This is a genomic window from Streptomyces sp. RLB3-17, from assembly GCF_007113425.2.
In the GTDB taxonomy this organism is placed as follows: Bacteria; Actinomycetota; Actinomycetes; order Streptomycetales; family Streptomycetaceae; genus Streptomyces; species Streptomyces mirabilis_D.
The window spans coordinates 2,368,615-2,385,475 of record NZ_CP041610.2 but is presented as its reverse complement, the minus strand read 5'-3'; the positions used below and the strand labels follow the sequence as shown (position 1 = coordinate 2,385,475).

At 71.8% G+C, this 16,861-nt stretch carries 18 protein-coding genes; 4 read left to right on the top strand and 14 right to left on the bottom strand.

The annotated features are described in order from the left end of the window. Nucleotides 1-58: 58 nt before the first annotated feature. The 3 genes from FNV62_RS11215 to FNV62_RS11205 form a co-directional block, all read right to left on the bottom strand. Entirely contained in the window at nucleotides 59-1,216 is a 1,158-nt protein-coding gene (locus FNV62_RS11215; protein ID WP_054229016.1) for an ROK family transcriptional regulator, read from the bottom strand. 122 nt (nucleotides 1,217-1,338) lie between these two features. After that, a complete protein-coding gene (locus FNV62_RS11210; RefSeq protein WP_143612798.1) occupies nucleotides 1,339-2,001 on the bottom strand; it encodes a response regulator transcription factor in 663 nt (220 codons plus the stop codon). A 14-nt stretch (nucleotides 2,002-2,015) separates the two neighbouring features. Further along, the gene (locus FNV62_RS11205; RefSeq protein WP_143612797.1) at nucleotides 2,016-3,185 is read right to left on the bottom strand and encodes a sensor histidine kinase; all 1,170 of its coding nucleotides are present in this window, start codon (nucleotides 3,183-3,185) and stop codon (nucleotides 2,016-2,018) included. A gap of 107 nt (nucleotides 3,186-3,292) precedes the next feature. Here FNV62_RS11205 and FNV62_RS11200 point away from each other — a divergent pair, with 107 nt between their 5' ends. Genes FNV62_RS11200 through FNV62_RS11190 form a run of 3 tightly spaced genes read left to right on the top strand, consistent with a single transcriptional unit; the run spans nucleotide 3,293 to nucleotide 5,435 of the window. Then, complete coding sequence (locus FNV62_RS11200) at nucleotides 3,293-4,234, top strand: ABC transporter ATP-binding protein (protein WP_143612796.1); 942 nt, start codon at nucleotides 3,293-3,295, stop codon at nucleotides 4,232-4,234. Beyond that, a complete protein-coding gene (locus FNV62_RS11195; protein WP_143612795.1) occupies nucleotides 4,231-4,956 on the top strand; it encodes an ABC transporter permease subunit in 726 nt (241 codons plus the stop codon). The genes FNV62_RS11200 and FNV62_RS11195 overlap by 4 nt, the downstream gene beginning before the upstream one ends. Before the next feature lie 41 nt (nucleotides 4,957-4,997). Next, nucleotides 4,998-5,435 (top strand): hypothetical protein, encoded by a 438-nt coding sequence (locus FNV62_RS11190; protein ID WP_143612794.1) that lies wholly within the window; start codon nucleotides 4,998-5,000, stop codon nucleotides 5,433-5,435. On the opposite strand, the gene mug is transcribed toward FNV62_RS11190, so the two are convergent. From mug to FNV62_RS11155, 7 genes are all read right to left on the bottom strand, one after another. Beyond that, nucleotides 5,413-5,994, bottom strand: coding sequence for a G/U mismatch-specific DNA glycosylase (gene mug / locus FNV62_RS11185; RefSeq protein ID WP_143612793.1), 582 nt, complete (start codon nucleotides 5,992-5,994; stop codon nucleotides 5,413-5,415). The genes FNV62_RS11190 and mug overlap by 23 nt on opposite strands. Continuing rightward, a complete protein-coding gene (purB, locus tag FNV62_RS11180) occupies nucleotides 5,991-7,433 on the bottom strand; it encodes an adenylosuccinate lyase (RefSeq protein ID WP_054229009.1) in 1,443 nt (480 codons plus the stop codon). The genes mug and purB overlap by 4 nt, the downstream gene beginning before the upstream one ends. Nucleotides 7,434-7,525: 92 nt before the next feature. After that, nucleotides 7,526-8,764, bottom strand: a complete 1,239-nt coding sequence (locus FNV62_RS11175) for a cytochrome P450 (protein ID WP_143612792.1) — start codon at nucleotides 8,762-8,764, stop codon at nucleotides 7,526-7,528. A 24-nt stretch (nucleotides 8,765-8,788) separates the two neighbouring features. After that, the gene (locus tag FNV62_RS11170; protein WP_097283760.1) at nucleotides 8,789-10,183 is read right to left on the bottom strand and encodes an NAD(P)/FAD-dependent oxidoreductase; all 1,395 of its coding nucleotides are present in this window, start codon (nucleotides 10,181-10,183) and stop codon (nucleotides 8,789-8,791) included. Continuing rightward, nucleotides 10,180-10,413: a ferredoxin gene (locus tag FNV62_RS11165; protein ID WP_143612791.1), complete on the bottom strand. Its 234-nt coding sequence runs from the start codon at nucleotides 10,411-10,413 to the stop codon at nucleotides 10,180-10,182. Before FNV62_RS11165 ends, FNV62_RS11170 begins: the two co-directional genes overlap by 4 nt. Before the next feature lie 64 nt (nucleotides 10,414-10,477). Then, a complete protein-coding gene (locus FNV62_RS11160; protein ID WP_143612790.1) occupies nucleotides 10,478-11,092 on the bottom strand; it encodes a hypothetical protein in 615 nt (204 codons plus the stop codon). 135 nt (nucleotides 11,093-11,227) lie between these two features. Beyond that, nucleotides 11,228-11,566 (bottom strand): DUF4326 domain-containing protein, encoded by a 339-nt coding sequence (locus tag FNV62_RS11155; RefSeq protein ID WP_054229004.1) that lies wholly within the window; start codon nucleotides 11,564-11,566, stop codon nucleotides 11,228-11,230. Nucleotides 11,567-11,962: 396 nt separating this feature from the next. On the opposite strand from FNV62_RS11155, the gene FNV62_RS11150 reads away from it, so the two are divergent. Then, nucleotides 11,963-12,943 carry a teichoic acid biosynthesis protein C gene (locus tag FNV62_RS11150; RefSeq protein ID WP_144315154.1) on the top strand — a complete coding sequence of 327 codons (981 nt, stop codon included), beginning with the start codon at nucleotides 11,963-11,965 and terminating at the stop codon, nucleotides 12,941-12,943. A 37-nt stretch (nucleotides 12,944-12,980) separates the two neighbouring features. Here FNV62_RS11150 and FNV62_RS11145 read toward each other — a convergent pair whose 3' ends face one another. From FNV62_RS11145 to FNV62_RS11130, 4 genes are all read right to left on the bottom strand, one after another. Beyond that, on the bottom strand, nucleotides 12,981-13,820 hold the full coding sequence (locus FNV62_RS11145; protein WP_097283757.1) for an SGNH/GDSL hydrolase family protein: 840 nt from the start codon (nucleotides 13,818-13,820) through the stop codon (nucleotides 12,981-12,983). 73 nt (nucleotides 13,821-13,893) lie between these two features. Next, a complete protein-coding gene (locus FNV62_RS11140; protein ID WP_143612789.1) occupies nucleotides 13,894-14,907 on the bottom strand; it encodes a hemolysin family protein in 1,014 nt (337 codons plus the stop codon). After that, entirely contained in the window at nucleotides 14,904-16,247 is a 1,344-nt protein-coding gene (locus FNV62_RS11135; RefSeq protein ID WP_097283756.1) for a hemolysin family protein, read from the bottom strand. Before FNV62_RS11135 ends, FNV62_RS11140 begins: the two co-directional genes overlap by 4 nt. Nucleotides 16,248-16,407: 160 nt before the next feature. Then, a complete protein-coding gene (locus tag FNV62_RS11130) occupies nucleotides 16,408-16,833 on the bottom strand; it encodes a GNAT family N-acetyltransferase (protein WP_097283755.1) in 426 nt (141 codons plus the stop codon). Between the last annotated feature and the right edge of the window lie 28 nt (nucleotides 16,834-16,861).

Below are 16,861 nucleotides of genomic sequence, written 5' to 3'. Positions count from 1 at the left end.
GTCATGCCCCGGAACACTCCGGGGCATGACGGCTTTCCCGTACCCGTGAGACCGCTGGTCAGCGGCGTGCGGTCACGGTCCCCTCGACCGCGAACAGCTGCTCCTCCACATGATCGAGGGCCAGCCGCAGGGCGCCCGTCGCGACGGCCGCCTCGCCCAGCAGGGAGAGCGCCACCTTGGGCGGGCGCAGACAGTAGCGCGCCAGCTCGCGCCGCAGCGGTTCCAGTACGCCGTCCAGCCCCGCCGCCCAGCCGCCGACGACGACCAGTTCCGGGTCGAGGGCGAGGACGAGGGCCGCCACGTCGTGCACGAGGCGCTGGATGAAGCGGTCGACCGCCGCGCGAGCCCGCTGGTCACCGCCCTTGGCCAGCGCGAAGACCTCGGCCACGGCCTGCTCGTCGAGCGGGTGCAGGGGCTCGTCCGTGGTCGACAGCAGCGTCTCGGGAGTGGCTCCGCGGCCGAGCAGATGGAGCGCCCCGATCTCCCCGGCGGCGCCCCCGTATCCCCGGTGCAGCCGCCCGCCGATCAGCGAACCGGCCCCCGGGCTCAGCCCGGCCAGCACGAACACCACATCGTCCGACTCCGTCGCCGAGCCCTTCCAGTGCTCGGCGACCGCCGCCGCGTTGGCGTCGTTCTCGACGAGCACCGGGCATTTGAAGGAGCGGTTCAGCCGGTCACCCAGGCGCAGCCCCGTCCACTCCGGCAGCGCCGTACCCAGGCGCACGGTGCCGTCCGCCTCGACGATCCCCGGGCTGCCCACGCCGACCGCACGCAGGGAACTGCGCGCGACACCCGCCCGGCGCAGCAGATCCGCGACCGCCGTGCGCAGCCGTTCCAGCCGCTCGTCCGCCGACGCGGTCTCGTCCACCTCCTTGGACATGGCGCCCAGCACCCGGCCGTCCAGATCGGCGAGGAGCCCGGCGACGCGATGGGGACCGATCTCCAGGCCCAGCAGATGGCCCGCCTCGGCCCGGAACCGAAACCTCCGCGCGGGACGGCCCTGGCGCCGTGCCGCGCCCTCCTCGGCCGCCTGCTCGACCACGAGCCCGGCCTCGATCAGCCCTTCCACGACACCTTCGACCGTGGGCCGGGACAACCCGGTCACCCGGGTGATCTCGGTCAGCGTCGCGCAGTCCGTGGCACGCAACGCGTGCAGCACCACCGCGGAATTGATCCTTCGCAGCAGAGAGGGGTCCCCGCCGGTCAACCGCCCCAACGTCCGTCCTCCCAGCTCGTGCGCGTGTTGGCCGGATCGTACTCGGCGCGGCGCGCCCCGGCGAGAGCCGGGGACCTCCTTTGCTACCGACCGGTCGCTTCGGCCACCGGCGGACCGCCGTTTCAGCTCGGGGCCACGAACCCCGACTCGTACGCCGCGATGACCGCCTGCGTACGGTCCCGGGCTCCCAGCTTCGCCAGTACGGCGCTGACGTGCGACTTGACCGTCTCGGTTCCGACGATCAGCCGCCCGGCGATCTCCGCGTTCGACAGCCCCCGGGCCATCAGCCGCAGCACCTCCGCCTCCCGCTCGGTCAGCGCGGCGCGCTCCATGGCCGCCCGCGCCGCCGGATTCCCGCCACCGTCCCCGTACTCGGCCGCCAACTGCCGTACGGACGCAGGGAACAGCAGCGACTCGCCCTCCGCGACGAGCCGCACGGCGTGCACGATCTCGGCGGGCCTGGCCCGCTTCAGCAGAAAACCGTCGGCACCCGCGCGCAGCGCCTCGTACACGTACTCGTCGTTCTCGAACGTGGTCACGACGAGGATCTTCGGGGGATCGCTCACGGTCCGCAGGAGCGCGCGCGTGGCCTCGATGCCGTCCATGAGCGGCATGCGGACGTCCATGGCGACGACGTCCGGCCGCAGCTGCCGCACGAGCGGGATCACCGCGGCGCCGTCGGCCGCCTCTCCCACGACCTCGATGTCGCGCTGCGCCGCCAGGACGGCCCGCAGACCCGCGCGGACGAGCGGTTCGTCGTCGACGAGGAGAACGGTGACCGGCATCCGGCCAGCGTAGATCAGCGCAACGGCAGCTCGACCCGTACCTCCCAGTCACCCCCGTCCGGCCCGGTCCGCGCCCGCCCGCCGAGCAGCGCCGCCCGCTCCCGTATGCCCCGCAGGCCACTGCCGCGGCCCGGCCCCGATATCCCGGCCGTCAGCGGATTGCGGACCTCCAGGCCCAGAGTGCCGTCGTCGACCGCGATACGGACCCGCACCGGCACGCTCCCCGCGTGCCGCAGCACGTTGGTCAGGGACTCCTGGAGGATGCGGTAGCCCTCGCGGGAGACCGGTCCCGGCACGGTCTCCAACGCACCCGTCACCTCGGCATCCACCTTCGCACCCGAGCCGCGCGCCGACTCCAGGAGCCGGTCCGCCTCGCTCAGCGTGGGTCGGCCGCTCGCGGGGCGCCCCGCCTCGCGCAGCACGCCGAGCACGCGTTCCAGGTCCTCCAGGGCGGCCCGGCCGGTGTCCTCGATGGCGAGCAGCGCCCGGTCGGTGAACGCGGGGTCGCCGGCCGCCCGTGCCGCGCCCGCCTGCACCACCGCCACGGTCAGCGCGTGCCCGATGGAGTCGTGCAGCTCACGGGCGATGCGCGTGCGTTCCAGGAGCTGTTCGGTGCGTTCCTCCAGGGCGGCGAGACGCTCGGCGGGGGAGGGGCCCAGCAGTCGGCGCGCGATGGCCGTGACCAGCTCGCCGAGGCCGACGACCGCGCCGTACAGCGCGAGCAGCGGCACGGGTACGAGCAGGGCGCAGGCCCACGGCGGGGGCGACACCGGCAGCAGTGTGATGTCGACGGGGCGACCGCAGGCGGCCCCGGCCAGTTCGATGGCGGTCACCGGCATCCAGACGGTGACCCCCGTCGTCACCGCCCCGAGGCCCATCCGTACTTCGAGCCACAGCACGGTCCGCAGCCGGTCCCGCCAGGTCGCCGACGGCGCGACCGAGATCGCCGCGTCGCGGTTGCCCCGCTCCAGCGGCGCGTCCGGCGCCAGCATGTACCGCGCCTGCACGCCCTCGCCCCGCCGCACGGCCGGGACCAGCCCCAGCGGGATCAACAGCACCGCGGGCACCCACGGTCTCGACATGTCGATGAACAGCCACACACTGACGAACAGCATCGGCACCCACAGATGCAGCAGACGCGTGTAGGTGGTCCCCAGGAACAACGGGCGCAGAAAGCGGGCCATCGCGCCATCGTCCCAGCCGGCCCCGCGGGCCGGCTTCCCCCGAGCGGGGGAGACGATCTCCACCGGCGGGGGAGTACCGACCGCGCAAAGGCCGCCAGGCTGGGGTCATGACCAGCATCGACGTCCATGACCTGACCAAGGAGTACGGCAGTCTGCGCGCCGTGGACGACCTCACCTTCAGGGTGCTTCCCGGCCGTGTCACCGGCTTCCTCGGACCCAACGGCGCCGGAAAGTCCACCACCATGCGGCTCGTCCTGGGTCTTGACCGGCCCACGTCCGGCACCGCCACCGTCGGCGGCCGGCCCTACGTCTCGTTCGACGAACCCCTGCGCCAGGTCGGAGCACTGCTCGACGCGGGGGCCGCGCACGGCTCGCGCACCGCGCGCGACCATCTGCGGGCACTCGCCGCGAGCAACCGCATCTCCGAACGCCGGGTGGACAACGTGCTGGAGGAGTCGGGGCTCGCGTCCGTGGCGCGGCGCAGGGTGAAGACGTACTCCCTGGGCATGCGACAGCGCCTGGGGATCGCGGCCGCGCTCCTCGGTGACCCGCCCGTGGTGCTGCTCGACGAACCGTCGAACGGGCTCGACCCCGAAGGGATCATCTGGATCCGCGAGGTGCTGCGCCGACTGGCCCGTGAAGGCCGCACGGTGCTCGTCTCCAGCCATCTCATGAACGAGACCGCGTCCTTCGCCGACCACCTCGTCGTCCTCGGCCGGGGCCGGCTCCTCGCCGACACACCCCTGCGGGAGTTCATCCACGCGCGCGTGCGGCCCCGGGTACGGGTGCGCACCACGGACGGCGCCGCTCTCGGCGCGCTGCTCGCACGCCACGGTCACGAGGCCGTCGAGGGTGCGGACGGAGCGTGGACCGTCCCGCACGCACGCGTGGAGGACATCGGGCTCCTCGCCTCCGGCGCGGGCCTGCCGATCCTCGAACTCGCGGCGGAAGAGGGCACGTTGGAGGAGGCGTACCTCGATCTGACGGCCGCCGAGGCCGAGTTCACCGCCGTACCGTCGCCCACCCGGCCCCAGGAGGCCCGCTCATGACCTTCGCACCCGTACTCCACGCGGAGTGGATCAAAATCCGTACGCTGCGGTCCCTCGTCACGGGACTGCTCGCGGTGCTCCTGGCGACGGCGGCGTTCTCCGCGCTCGCCGGTCTCGACGACTCCGGTGGCCAGGACTTCGACCCGCTGTTCTCGGTGTTCTTCGGCGTGAGCTTCGGGCAGATCGCGGCGATCACGTTCGGCGCGCAGGCCGTCGCGGCCGAGTTCCGGGGCGGCGCGCTGCGGGTGTCGCTGGCGGCGGTGCCCCGGCGGGGACGGTGGTTCGCGGCCAAGGCGGTGGCGATCGGGGTACCCGCGCTGGCCGTCGGCCTGATGTCGGGGCTCGTGAGCCTGCTCGTGGGCAAGGCGGTCCTCGGAACCTGGGCGAGCGGGCTGACGTGGGGCGAAGGGGTACGCGGGGCCCTGGGCTGCGGCCTCTACTTGGCGCTGATGGCGCTGTTCGCCGCCGGGCTCACGGCCCTGCTGCGCAGCGCGGTCGCCACGTTGGGCATCCTGGTGCCGTTCCTCCTGATCGTCTCCTTCGTGATCGGCGGAGTGTCGGGCGGCGCGGCCGACTTCCTGCCCGACCGGGCGGGCCAAGTGGTGCTCCACGAGACGTGGGACGGCGCCCTCGGCCCCTGGACCGGGCTCATGGTGACCGCGGCCTGGACGGCGGCGGCCCTCGCGGCGGGCGCGTGGAGCGTACGCCGCAGGGACGCCTGACGGCACGCCAATTGTCAGAGGCAGCGGCTTTACTGGACCTCATGACCATCGCACGGCATCTGGCCACGATCGACCGGCTGTGCTCCGAGGACTTCCCCCTGGAGCACGGCGGGTCGTTCGGCAGTCCCGGGGGACCCGGTTTCCACCTCGTCGAGTTAGAGCGCAGCGCCGGCTCCGGGGAGGGCGACGACGGGGAGCGGGAGGAGCAGATCGAGGCGTGGCGGGAGGGCCTCGCGCAGCGGCTCGCCGACCGGTGGGGGGAACAGGGGCACATGAGCCTGGACGGCGTCTTCCTGCGCGCCCAGCAGGGCGACGAGCACATACCGGAACCGTGGGCCTCGCTCGGTGCGTACGTGCGGAACGTGTACGTCTGGCAGGCGCACGGTGATGGCCGCTGGGTCGCCCTCGGCATCTCCCTGCCGGGCGTCGACCCGGAGTTCAGCCTGCTCGCCCTGGTCACCGAGATCGATCCGCCGTGACCTGATCCGCTACCCCCCCGGCGGCAGCCACCCGCAGCCGTCCGAACTCCTCGGCCATCGTCGCCGCCGTCCAGTGCGCGTTGAGCCCACTCGGGTTGGGCAGCACCCAGACCCGGGTGTCCCCGATCGTCCGCTCCTGCGGGCCGATCACGGCCTTCCGGTCTTCGAAGGCCGCCCTGTAGGCGGTCACCCCCACCACCGCCAGCCACCCCGGCCGCAGTCGCGCCACCTTCGCGCTCAGCAGCCGCCCGCCCTCGCGGTACTCCTCCGCGGACAGCTCGTCGGCCCGGGCGGTCGCGCGCGCCACCACGTTCGTGATGCCGAGCCCGTACGACGGCAACTCGCCCTGCTCCGACGGCTTCATCAGCCGGGGCGTGAACCCCGACAGATGCAGCACGGGCCAGAAGCGGTTGCCGGGACGGGCGAAGTGGTGGCCCGTGGCGGCGGTCATCAACCCCGGATTGATGCCGCAGAAAAGCACCTTGAGGCCGTCCCCGACGACATCCGGCACCAGCCGGTCGCGGGCGGCCTCGAGGTCCGCGGGAGTGAGCCGCGTCAGAGGATCGCCCCCGGCGTGTAGCCCGCGGCCTCCGGGTGCTGCTTCACGATCTCCTCGATGCGGCCGACGACGGCGGCGACCTGGTCGGCAGCGGCACCGGTGAACGACAGCTTGTCGGCCATCAGCTCGTCCAGCTGCGCGCGGTCGAGCGGAATGCGCTCGTCGGCGGCGAGCTTGTCGAGGAGTTCGTTGCGCTCGGCGCCCTGCTCGCGCATGGCGAGCGCGGAGGCGACGGCGTTCTCCTTGATCGCCTCGTGCGCGACCTCACGGCCGACGCCCGCGCGCACCGCGCCCATCAGGACCTTGGTCGTCGCGAGGAAGGGCAGGTAGCGGTCCAGCTCGCGCGCGACGACGGCCGGGAAGGCGCCGAACTCGTCGAGGACGGTGAGGAAGGTCTCCAGCAGACCGTCCAGCGCGAAGAACGCGTCGGGCAGCGCGACCCGGCGGACCACCGAGCAGGACACGTCGCCCTCGTTCCACTGGTCGCCCGCCAGCTCGCCGGTCATCGAGGCGTAGCCGCGCAGGATGACCATGAGGCCGTTGACCCGCTCGCAGGAGCGCGTGTTCATCTTGTGCGGCATCGCCGAGGAGCCGACCTGGCCCGGCTTGAAGCCCTCGGTCACCAGCTCGTGCCCGGCCATCAGCCGGATCGTCTTGGCCGTCGAGGACGGCGCGGCCGCCAGCTGCACCAACGCGGTCACGACCTCGTAGTCCAGCGAGCGCGGGTAGACCTGGCCGACGGAGGTGAAGGCCTGCGAGAAGCCGAGGTGCCCGGCGATCCGCTGCTCCAGCTCGGCGAGCTTCGCCGCGTCCCCGCCCAGCAGGTCGAGCATGTCCTGCGCGGTGCCGACCGGGCCCTTGATGCCGCGCAGCGGGTAGCGGCCGAGCAGCTCCTCGACACGGCCGTACGCGACGAGCAGCTCGTCGGCCGCGGTCGCGAAGCGCTTGCCGAGGGTGGTGGCCTGGGCGGCCACGTTGTGCGAGCGGCCGGCCATGACCAGTTCGGCGTACTCGCCCGCCAGCTTGCCGAGCCGCGCGAGGACGGCCACCGTGCGGTCGCGCATCAGCTCCAGCGAGAGCCGGATCTGCAGCTGCTCGACGTTCTCGGTGAGGTCGCGGGACGTCATGCCCTTGTGTACGTGCTCATGCCCGGCGAGGTCGTTGAACTCCTCGATCCGCGCCTTCACGTCGTGCCGCGTGACCTTCTCGCGCTCGGCGATGGAGGCCAGGTCGACCTGGTCGAGGACGCGCTCGTAGTCGGCGATCGCGGCGTCCGGGACCTCGATCCCGAGGTCCTTCTGCGCCCGCAGCACGGCGAGCCAGAGCTGACGCTCCAACTTCACCTTCTGCTCGGGGGACCAGAGCGTGGCGAGCTCGGCGGAGGCGTAGCGTCCGGCGAGGACGTTGGGGATACGGGGCTTTGCAGGCGCGGCAGTCACGTGGACGGAGTTTACCCGCCGTCCGGCCGGGCTCCGGAACGTGCGCACGCTCCGGAGCCCAGGTCAGCGGTAGTGGCCCTGGCCGGGCGGCCCTAGGGTCGGATGCCGTCGCAACCGATCGGCAGATGGCGTGGGCCGCGCAGGACGGCGTTCTGCCGGTAGGGCGGCGGGTCCTCCAGCAGCCGGGGGTTCTCCAGTCTGCGGGCCAGCTCGCTCAGCGCGAGCTGCGCCTCCAGGCGGGCGAGCGGGGCGCCGAAGCAGCTGTGGATGCCGCTGCCGAAGCCGAGGTGCTGGATGTCCCCGCGGTCCGGGTCGAACCGGTCCGGATCCTCGAAGCGGTCGGGGTCGCGGTTCCCCGCCGCCAGCACCAGCCACAGTGACGCGCCCTTGGGGATGGTGATCCCGCGGACCTCGATGTCGGCGAGGGTGGTGCGCTGCGGCACCAGCTGCACCGGCGGCTCGAACCGCAGCAGCTCCTCGACGACGGGGACGGCGAAATTCGGGTCCTTGCGCAGCCGCTCGAGCACGTCGGGGTTGCGCAGCAGGGTCAGCATGCCGTTGGTGATGAGGTTGACCGTGGTCTCGTGGCCGGCGATCAGCAGGAGCGCCGCGGTGCTCAGGACCTCCATCGTCGTCATGACACCGTCCGGCCCTCCCGCCGTGGACAGCTGGGACAGCATGTCGTCCCCGGGCTTCTTGCGGCGTTCCTCGATGAGCCCGGCCAGATACATGCCCAGCTCGGTGCGGGCGTTGTGGGAGACCTTGGCGCGCTCGTCGGTGTCGGCGCCCGGGACGGGGTCCAGGCTGGCGGCGATCGTGTCCGCCCAGGAGTGGAAGCGCGCCTCGTCCTCGCGCGGCACCCCCAGCAGCCGGCAGATCACGGTCACGGGGAAGGGATAGGAGAACTGGTCGACCAGATCGATCCGGTCCGGGTTGTCGATGCCGTCGATGAGCCCGGAGACGATGTCCTTCAGCTCGCCGCGCATCTCGTGGACACGCCGCGGGGAGTGCGGCGGCCCGAACGGCCGGTTCGTCATGCGCCGCAGCCGGTCGTGCTCCGGCGGGTCGAGCCGCAGGAAGCTCGGCGGAAGGGCCGTCTCCTCGTCCGCTTCGGCGGCCAGCGGGTTCGCGGTCGCCGGCGTCTTCAGATTGCGGGCGTCGGAGCTGATGCGCGGATCGTGGAGCAGGCTCTGGATGTCGTAGTACCTGCTGAGGACGAACGGTCCGTCCGCGTCGTGGTACACCGGCGTCCGGCGCAGCTCCGCGTACAGCGGATACGGATCGGCGCGGTGGGCGTAGTCGATGATCTGCCGCAGGATGGCTTCGGTCATGGGTGCGTCCTAGGGAACGTCGGATCAGTGCCGAGCGGGGGTGAACGACAGCCGTCGGTCGTCCGGCGCGTATCCGCTGAGGGTGACGGTCGGGCCGTGGGTGGGCACGGACGGGTCGGGGAAGTCCGCGGGCATCGGCCGCTGCCCCTCGGGGCGGCGGTCCACGGTGGGGGAGGCCGGCGGGAACGGCGCCGTGGTCTCGATGAGCTGTTGGTAGAACTGCAGCCACTTCGTCTGGTCGAAGGTGACGGCGCCGATGACGCGGTCCTGGTACCCGTAGACGCCGGTGAACCTGTGCTCGCTGCGGGAGCCCTGGGCGATGAGGATCTCGGTACCCATCGACGGCACCCCGACGGACTTGATGTTCACGCCGAACTGGGAGGACCAGAAGGCGGGCACCCAGATGTGGGGGCGGCGGTCCGCACTGTCGCTCAGCATGTTGTGCGCGGCGGTCTCGGCCTGGGCGACGGCGTTGCCCCAGTGCTCCAGGGACAGGAACTGGTATCCGAACAGCGGGTGCGGGGACCGTGCGACATCGCCGGCCACATAGATGTCGTCGGTGACGATGCCCCGGATGTCGAAGGCCCGGCACCCGGCGTCACAGGCGATCCCGCGGGGACCCGCGCCGAGTCCGGACCCGGCGAGCCATTCGGTGTTGCGCTGGGCACCGAGGGAGACGACCACCACGTCGGCCTCGACGGTGTTCCCGTCGGAGAAATGCGCGGCGCGGACGCGTCCCGCGGAGTCGCCCTCCAGGCCGGTCACCATGACGCCGCAACGCAGGTCGACGCCGTGTTTGCGGTGCAGCTCGGCGGCTACCTGGCCGACGACTCCGCCGAGCGCTCCGACCAGCGGCGCGTCCGCCCGCTCGGCCACGGTCACCGCGATCCCGCGTTCCCGGCAGGCGGAGGCGATCTCGGAGCCGGTGAACCCGGCGCCGATGACGAGCACGCGGCGGGGGCCCCGCGCGAGCGAGCGCTCCAGCGCTTCGGCGTCGTCGCGGGTCCGCAGCACGAACACCCCGTCGAGCTCCGCCTCGTCCTCCTGGGGCCAGGGCCTGGCTCGTACACCGGTCGCGATGAGCAGCCGGTCGTACTCCACCTCGTCGCCGTCGGCCAGCCGTACCCGCCGGGCCGCCATGTCCAGGCCGGTGGCCGGAACCCCGAGGCGCCACTGCGCGTCGATGGCGCGGTGCCGGGGGAGGCCGGTGCGGTCCGCCGTCGCCCTGCCCAGCAGAACCTGCTTGGACAACGGCGGTCGGTCGTACGGCTCGTAGGGCTCGTCCCCGATCAGTGTGAGGGAACCGGCGAACCCCTTCTCCCGCAAGGTCTCCGCGGCCCGAAGCCCCGCGAGCGAGGCGCCGACGACGACGATGCGACCTTCACGCTTGAGCCGGTCCAGCGATCCGTCGACGCTCACCGGCCGGCCTCCCGGTCGGTTCCGGGGTTCCCGTCGGGGAAGTTCGCGTCCACCACGATGGCCTGGACGGGACACGCGGCGACGGCTCGCGCCACGTCCTCGCGCCGATCCTCCTCGACCTCGGGGCTGTAGAGAAGGGACTCGTCCTCGTGCATGACGAAGACATCGGGAGCCAGGAACGCGCACTGCGCGTATCCCTGGCAGCGGTTGAGATCGACGACAAGCCTCACCGAGGATCAGCCTTTCCGTGGCCCGTTCTCGTCCCCCTGCCCCTCAGCATGCGCGAGAGGGTGCTCAGCCGCTCGCCGGGGCGTGCGGACCGGCACGGAGGATGTGAAGGCTGACGACCAGTGCCCAGAACGGGAAGACCAGCTCCGACCAGGGCAGAGAAGATCCCGCGACGAGCAGGACAAGCCCCGCGAGATAGCCGAACACGGCGAGCGAACGGGGGAGGACGCGCAGACGGTGACCGATCGTCGAGGTCGTGAAGACGAACACGGCGGCCATGCGGAGCGCGTACGTCGTCATCAGCGTGTAGGCGAAGTGGCGGCCGAAGCCGGAGGGTTGGCTCAGTACACTGCCCGCCGCGGCGCCGGCCGCGAACATGGTGGCCACGTAGACCAGTCCGCTGCCCATGAAGACGGTGGCGATGAATCTGTCCTCGGCATCGCCGACCCGTGCGCGCAGGGCGCCCATGAACCACAGGAAGAAGATCCCCGCGAACGGGAGGATCTCCAAAGCCGTACGCACTTGCCACCGTTGGTCCGGCGCGACCGTCGCCGTTTCGGCGTCCCCCGCCGGGATCGCGATCCGCACCAGCACGATCGCCGCCGCCAGCAGGAGGGCGAACACGGTCCCCGCCAGCCCGGCGGCGCGCGGCGTCCGCAGCCGTTCTTCCCTCGGCTCCATCGGCGCTCGCTCTCCTCCCGAGACCCCGTTCCCCTCTCGGTCCAGCAAGCAGGCACCGGTGCGCCCACGCCACCGGGGACACCCGTGGGGGTGATGCCCCGCTCGGCCGGAGGCCGGTTGCGGGATTCGGCCGCGCTACGAGGCGTCGGCCAGCTCCGCCAGGATGTCGCCGTGGCACAGCTCGGGTGCGCACCAGCAGGCCAGCGTCTTGCCACGCAGGGCGGGCACCTGGTCGAGGAGGTCGGGGCGTTCGAGGAGATACGCCCGGTACTTCTCCATGATCTCGGCACGGGTGCCGTCGCGCTTCTTGGTGGGGGTGTCGTAGGCGAAGGGGTTGTAGAGCGGGTGCTGCGGGAGGTCCCAGTGGCCCATGGTCCAGCGGCGGCCGATGTAGACGAGGTCCGCGGGGGCGTGTTCGAGCCGGGGGCCGAACTCGTGGATATGACCCTTGAGGTTGATCACGGTGGTGGGCATGGGATTCCCTTCGGCCGTCCGTCTACCCACCGGTGTCTACCCCACGGACCGCTCGTACGGCAGCAGCTGCGGCCGTTTGGCCGGGCGTCCGTCACCAGAGGAGGGGCCGGTGCACACCACGAGGCCGACTCCCGGCGACGCGGCTGACACCCTGGTCGAGAGGCGCCTCTGACGGTCCCCAAGATCCGGCGCGGCTCGCGCGCCCATGGCCTGCTCGTCTGCCTGTACGGCCCCGGCAGGCGCGACGAGCACACCGACCCCCACCTCGTCGGCAGTTGGGACGGCTTCGCCCCCGACCCCCGACCCCCGGCACCCGGGGCAAGCCCTCCCGTGCGTCTTCGCATAAGCTCATGCGTTCATGATCAACTCTTCGCTGCCGCCACAGGAGGACAGAAGATGACACACACGTCGCCCACGAGTTTCAGCCGACGCGGGCTGCTGCGCGCGGGTACCGGCCTCGGCCTCGCCGCGCTGGGCGTCGGATACGGCGCGGGCGCCGCGAGCGCCGCCATACCGACGTCCCCGCGTTTCGACCTGACACAGCCCTCGTACGACCTCTTCCGCGGGCAGTCCCTTCACGACGTGACCGTCCAGCAGGGGTTCGCCTTCGACAACGTCAACCGGCGGCTGTTCGTGGCGCAGCGGCGCGACGGCTCCTCGGACACCGCCGGCGACCTGTGCATCACGCAGCTCGACTTCGCGGGCAACTACGTCGGCTACATGCACCTGACGGGCTTCGGGCACTGTGTCGCCTTCGGCGCGCAGGGCGTGGGCTCGTCGACGTACCTGTGGACGGAGGTCGACGCCAACGCGAACGGCTACGGCGCACGTCTCGCCCGCTTCAAGTTCACCAGCGGGACGGCGCTGTCCAACACGTCGTCGGCGCTGACGAAGTACACGCCCGTGGCCACCGCGACCGAGCACACCTGCTCGATCGACCCGGTCAACAACCGCCTGATCGTCCGGTACAACCTCAGCGACGGCAAGCACATCGCGGTCTACGACCTCGCAGACGCCACGAACGGCGACTTCTCCTCGCCGCTCGCCGACTTCAAGCAGCCGAGCCTGCCGACGCTGTCGCCGACGTTCCAGGGCTACACGGCCTACGGCAAGTACCTGTACCTGCTCACGGGGACGTCGTACGACGCCAGTGGCGGTGTGGTGAACTCGGAGATCACCTGCGTCGACATGAATACCGGCACGATCGTGCAGGGCCCGGTCCTCACCAAGGCGGGCGAGACTCTCGACTTCCGTGAGCCGGAGGGCCTCGCCATCTATCAGACGGTCGCCGGTGAGGTCCGGCTGTTCCTCGGCTTCGCCTCGGGCGCCGCCGGAGACCGCCGCTCGAACCTGTTCTACAAGAACGCACTCGTCTGAGGAGGGTCGGGGACTGGCAGCCGGGTTGGGCTCTGGGTCAGGGCTCCACCCGTCGCCAGTCCGCCACAGGGCCGGGGTTTGTGTGGTCCGCAGGGCTGGCCCAGAAGGCTTTGCCCAGCTCAGCGCTGAAGTGGGCGCCTGTCCGGCCGTCCCCCGATGAGCGTCCCGTCAGGCGTCGTCCTATCCACGGCAGCAGGTGCTGCCTGGCGAAGCTGGCGTCGGCGGCGCGGCGGGCGACCCAACCGGGCGGCGCCGTGGGCGGCATCGGCGTACGCCACTCCTTGTCCTCGGGTTCGTACCCGAGCGTCTGCCAGACGGCCTCCGCGACCCGGCGGTGCCCCTCGGCCGTCAGATGCAGTCGGTCCACGTCCCACATCCGGGGGTCGGCGAGTGAGGGCGCCCCATAGAGGTCGACCACCAGCGCGCCGTGCCGATCCGCGAGCTGGTCGACGACGGAGAAGAGCTCCTCCATACGCGGCCGGAACCGTTCGAGCACCGGACCGTTGCGGCCCGGGCTGCGCATCAGGACGAGCCGCTCGCAGGCGGGGGCGAGCCGCTCCACGGCCTCCTCCAGGAGAGCCCGGACGCGTCCCATGTCGACCTTGGGGCGCAGTGTGTCGTTGAGTCCGCCGACGAGGGTGATCACGTCGGGTCGCATCGCGACCGCCACGTCCACCTGTTCCTCGACGATCTGTCCGATCAGCTTGCCGCGCACCGCGAGGTTGGCGTATTTGAAGCCGGGCGTCCGCGTGGCCATCCGGCCGGCGAGGAGATCGGCCCAGCCGCGGTAGGAGCCGTCGGGCAGTCGGTCCGACATGCCCTCGGTGAAGGAGTCGCCGACCGCGACAAGACTGGTGTAGGTGGCATTCGTCTGCATGGCGGACAAGATGCTAACCCGCCCGCATACTCGCCGGTCGGTCGGGCCTCCCGCGGGCCCGCCCCGGCCGCCCTCACACCGTCTGTCCGAACAGCTCCCTCAGCACGTCCTCCATCGTCACCAGCCCCGTCATCCGTCCGTCGCTGCCCATGACGGCCGCGAGATGCGTACGACTGCGGCGCATCGCCGTGAGCACGTCGTCCAGCGGGGTGCTCTCCCGCACCCGCGCGATGGGCCGCATGTCCTCCACCCGGAACGGCACCTCGCGCGGCATCGCGTCCAGCGCGTCCTTGACGTGCAGATAGCCCACGATGCGGCGCCCCACGTCCACGACCGGGAAGCGCGAGAAGCCGGACTCGGCGGACAGCCGCTCCAGCTCGTCCGGAGTGACGCCCACGCGCGCGTAGACGACACCTTCCAGTGGCAGCACCACGTCCCGTACGGGCCGGCGGCCGAGCTCCAGCGCGTCGTGCAACCGCTCCAGAGCGCGGTCGTCGATGAGCCCCGCCTCGCCTGAGTCCTTGACCAGCCTGGCCAGCTCGTCGTCGGAGAAGGTGGCGACGACCTCGTCCTTCGTCTCGACCCGCAGCAGCTTCAGCAGGCCGTTCGCGAAGGCGTTGACCGTGAAGATCACCGGGCGCAGCGCCCGGGACAGCGCCACCAGCGGCGGTCCGAGCAGCAGCGCGGTGCGCACCGGCTCCGCGAGCGCGATGTTCTTCGGCACCATTTCGCCGAGCAGCATGTGCAGATAGGTCGCCAGGGCGAGCGCGATCACGAACGAGATCGCGTGGCCCGCGCTCTGCGAGACGCCCACCGCGTGGAACGCCGGTTCCAGCAGGTGCGCGATCGCGGGCTCGGCCACGATGCCGAGGACCAGCGTGCACAGGGTGATGCCCAGCTGTGCGGCCGCCAGCAGCGCGGACACGTGCTCCAGGCCCCACAGGACGCTGCGTGCCCGCCGGTCGCCCTCCTCGGCGTGCGGCTCGATCTGGCTGCGGCGCACCGAGATCAGCGCGAACTCGCCGCCCACGAAGAAGGCGTTCACGACCAGCGTCGCCAGCCCGATCAGCAGTTGTACGGCGGTCATCGCGGCCCCCTCTCCTCGTCGTACCGCTGCTCCCCGTCGCGCGGCGCGTGCAGCAGCACCCGCGCGGCCCGCCGCCCGGAGGCGTCCACCACGTCGAGCCGCCACCCGGCGACCTCGACGGCGTCCCCGACGGCGGGGATGCGCCCGAGCCCGGTCGCGAGGAAGCCGGCCAGGGTCTCGTAGGGCCCCTCGGGCACCCGCAGTCCGACGCGGGCCAGCTGGTCGGTGCGGGCGGACCCGTCGGCCGAGTACAGCGCCCGCCCCTCCTCGTCCGTGCCGGCCGGGGCCAGGTCGGGCGTCTCGTGCGGGTCGTGCTCGTCGCGGACCTCGCCGACGACCTCCTCGACGATGTCCTCCAGGGTGGCGACGCCCGCCGTGCCGCCGTACTCGTCGATGACGGCGGCCATGGTGCGTCCGCCGGACAGCCGGTCGAGCAGCCGGTCGACCGTGAGTGACTCCGGTACGAACAGGGGTGCGCGCATGATCTGGGAGACGGGGGTGCGGGGCCGCGACGCGGCGGGTACCGCCACCACGTCCTTGATGTGTGCCACGCCCACGACCGAGTCGAGGTTGCCGTGGTAGACGGGGAAGCGGGACAGGCCCGTCGCCCGGGTCGCGTTCGCCACGTCCTCGCAGGTCGCCTGGACGTCCAGCGCGATGACCTGGACGCGCGGGGTCATCACGTTCTCCGCGGTCAGGTCGGCGAGGTTCAGGGTGCGCACGAACAGCTCGGCGGTGTCCGCCTCCAGGGCGCCCTCCTTGGCGGAGTGCCGGGCCAGGGCGACCAGTTCCTGGGGCCCGCGCGCGGAGGCCAGCTCCTCGGCCGGTTCGAGGCCGAAGACCCGTACGACACGGTTGGCCGTGTTGTTGAGATGCGTGATGAACGGGCGGAACGCGGCGCTGAACCAGCGCTGCGGCGTCGCCACCCGCTTGGCCACGGCGAGCGGAGAGGAGATCGCCCAGTTCTTGGGGACCAGCTCGCCGACGACCATCAGGAAGACCGTCGACAGGGCCGTACCGATGACCAGCGCCACCGAACGGGACGCGGAGGGCGAGACGCCGAGCGACTCCAGCGGACCCGCGATCAGCTTGGCGATCGACGACTCGGAGAGCATGCCGACGACCAGGTTGGTGACGGTGATGCCGAGCTGGGCGCCGGACAGCTGGAACGTCAGGTTCCGTGCGGCCTTGAGGGCGCCCGACGCGCCGCGCTCGCCGCGCTCGACGGCCCGCTCCAGCTCGCTGCGCTCGACCGTGGTCAGTGAGAACTCCGCCGCGACGAAGGCGCCACAGGCCAGCGAGAGCAGCACCGCCACCAGGAGGAGGAGCACTTCGGTCATCGGGTCACCTCCGTCCCATGATCGGCCAGGGGCGGGGGGATCGCGCGATGTCGGGTACAGGGAGTCTCGCCCATCGGCGGACGCTCACACCTTTCATGGAAGGACCGGATGATCCTCCCATGGTAAAGGATCGGCAAAATGCCCTCTTGGGTGCTGGACGCTAGTCGGTGAGCGGCTTCGCCCAGCGGCGCCACTGCTCCTGGAGCTCGTACCCGGCGGCCCGCCACGCATGCTGCCCGGTCTCGTTCCGCCGCAGCACCATCGCGTCCGAGCGCCGCCCCCCGAGCCGTACGAACCGCTCCTCGGCGGCGGCGAGCAGCGCGGAGCCGATCCCGCGGCGGCGCCGCCCGGGATGCACCGCGAGCCGGTACAGATGGCAGCGCCAGCCGTCGAAGCCCGCGATCACCGTGCCCACCAGCTCGCCGTCGTCCTCGGCCAGGATCAGTGCCTCCGGATCGTGGGCGACCAGGAGCTCCACGCCGTCCCGGTCGTCACTGATGCTCGTGCCCTCGGCCGCCACCTTCCAGAAGGCCAGCACGGTGGCGAGATCCTCGGGCGTCGCGGCCCGTATCCGCAAGTCGGTCATGGCGCCGATCCCATCACGCGTTCCGTGG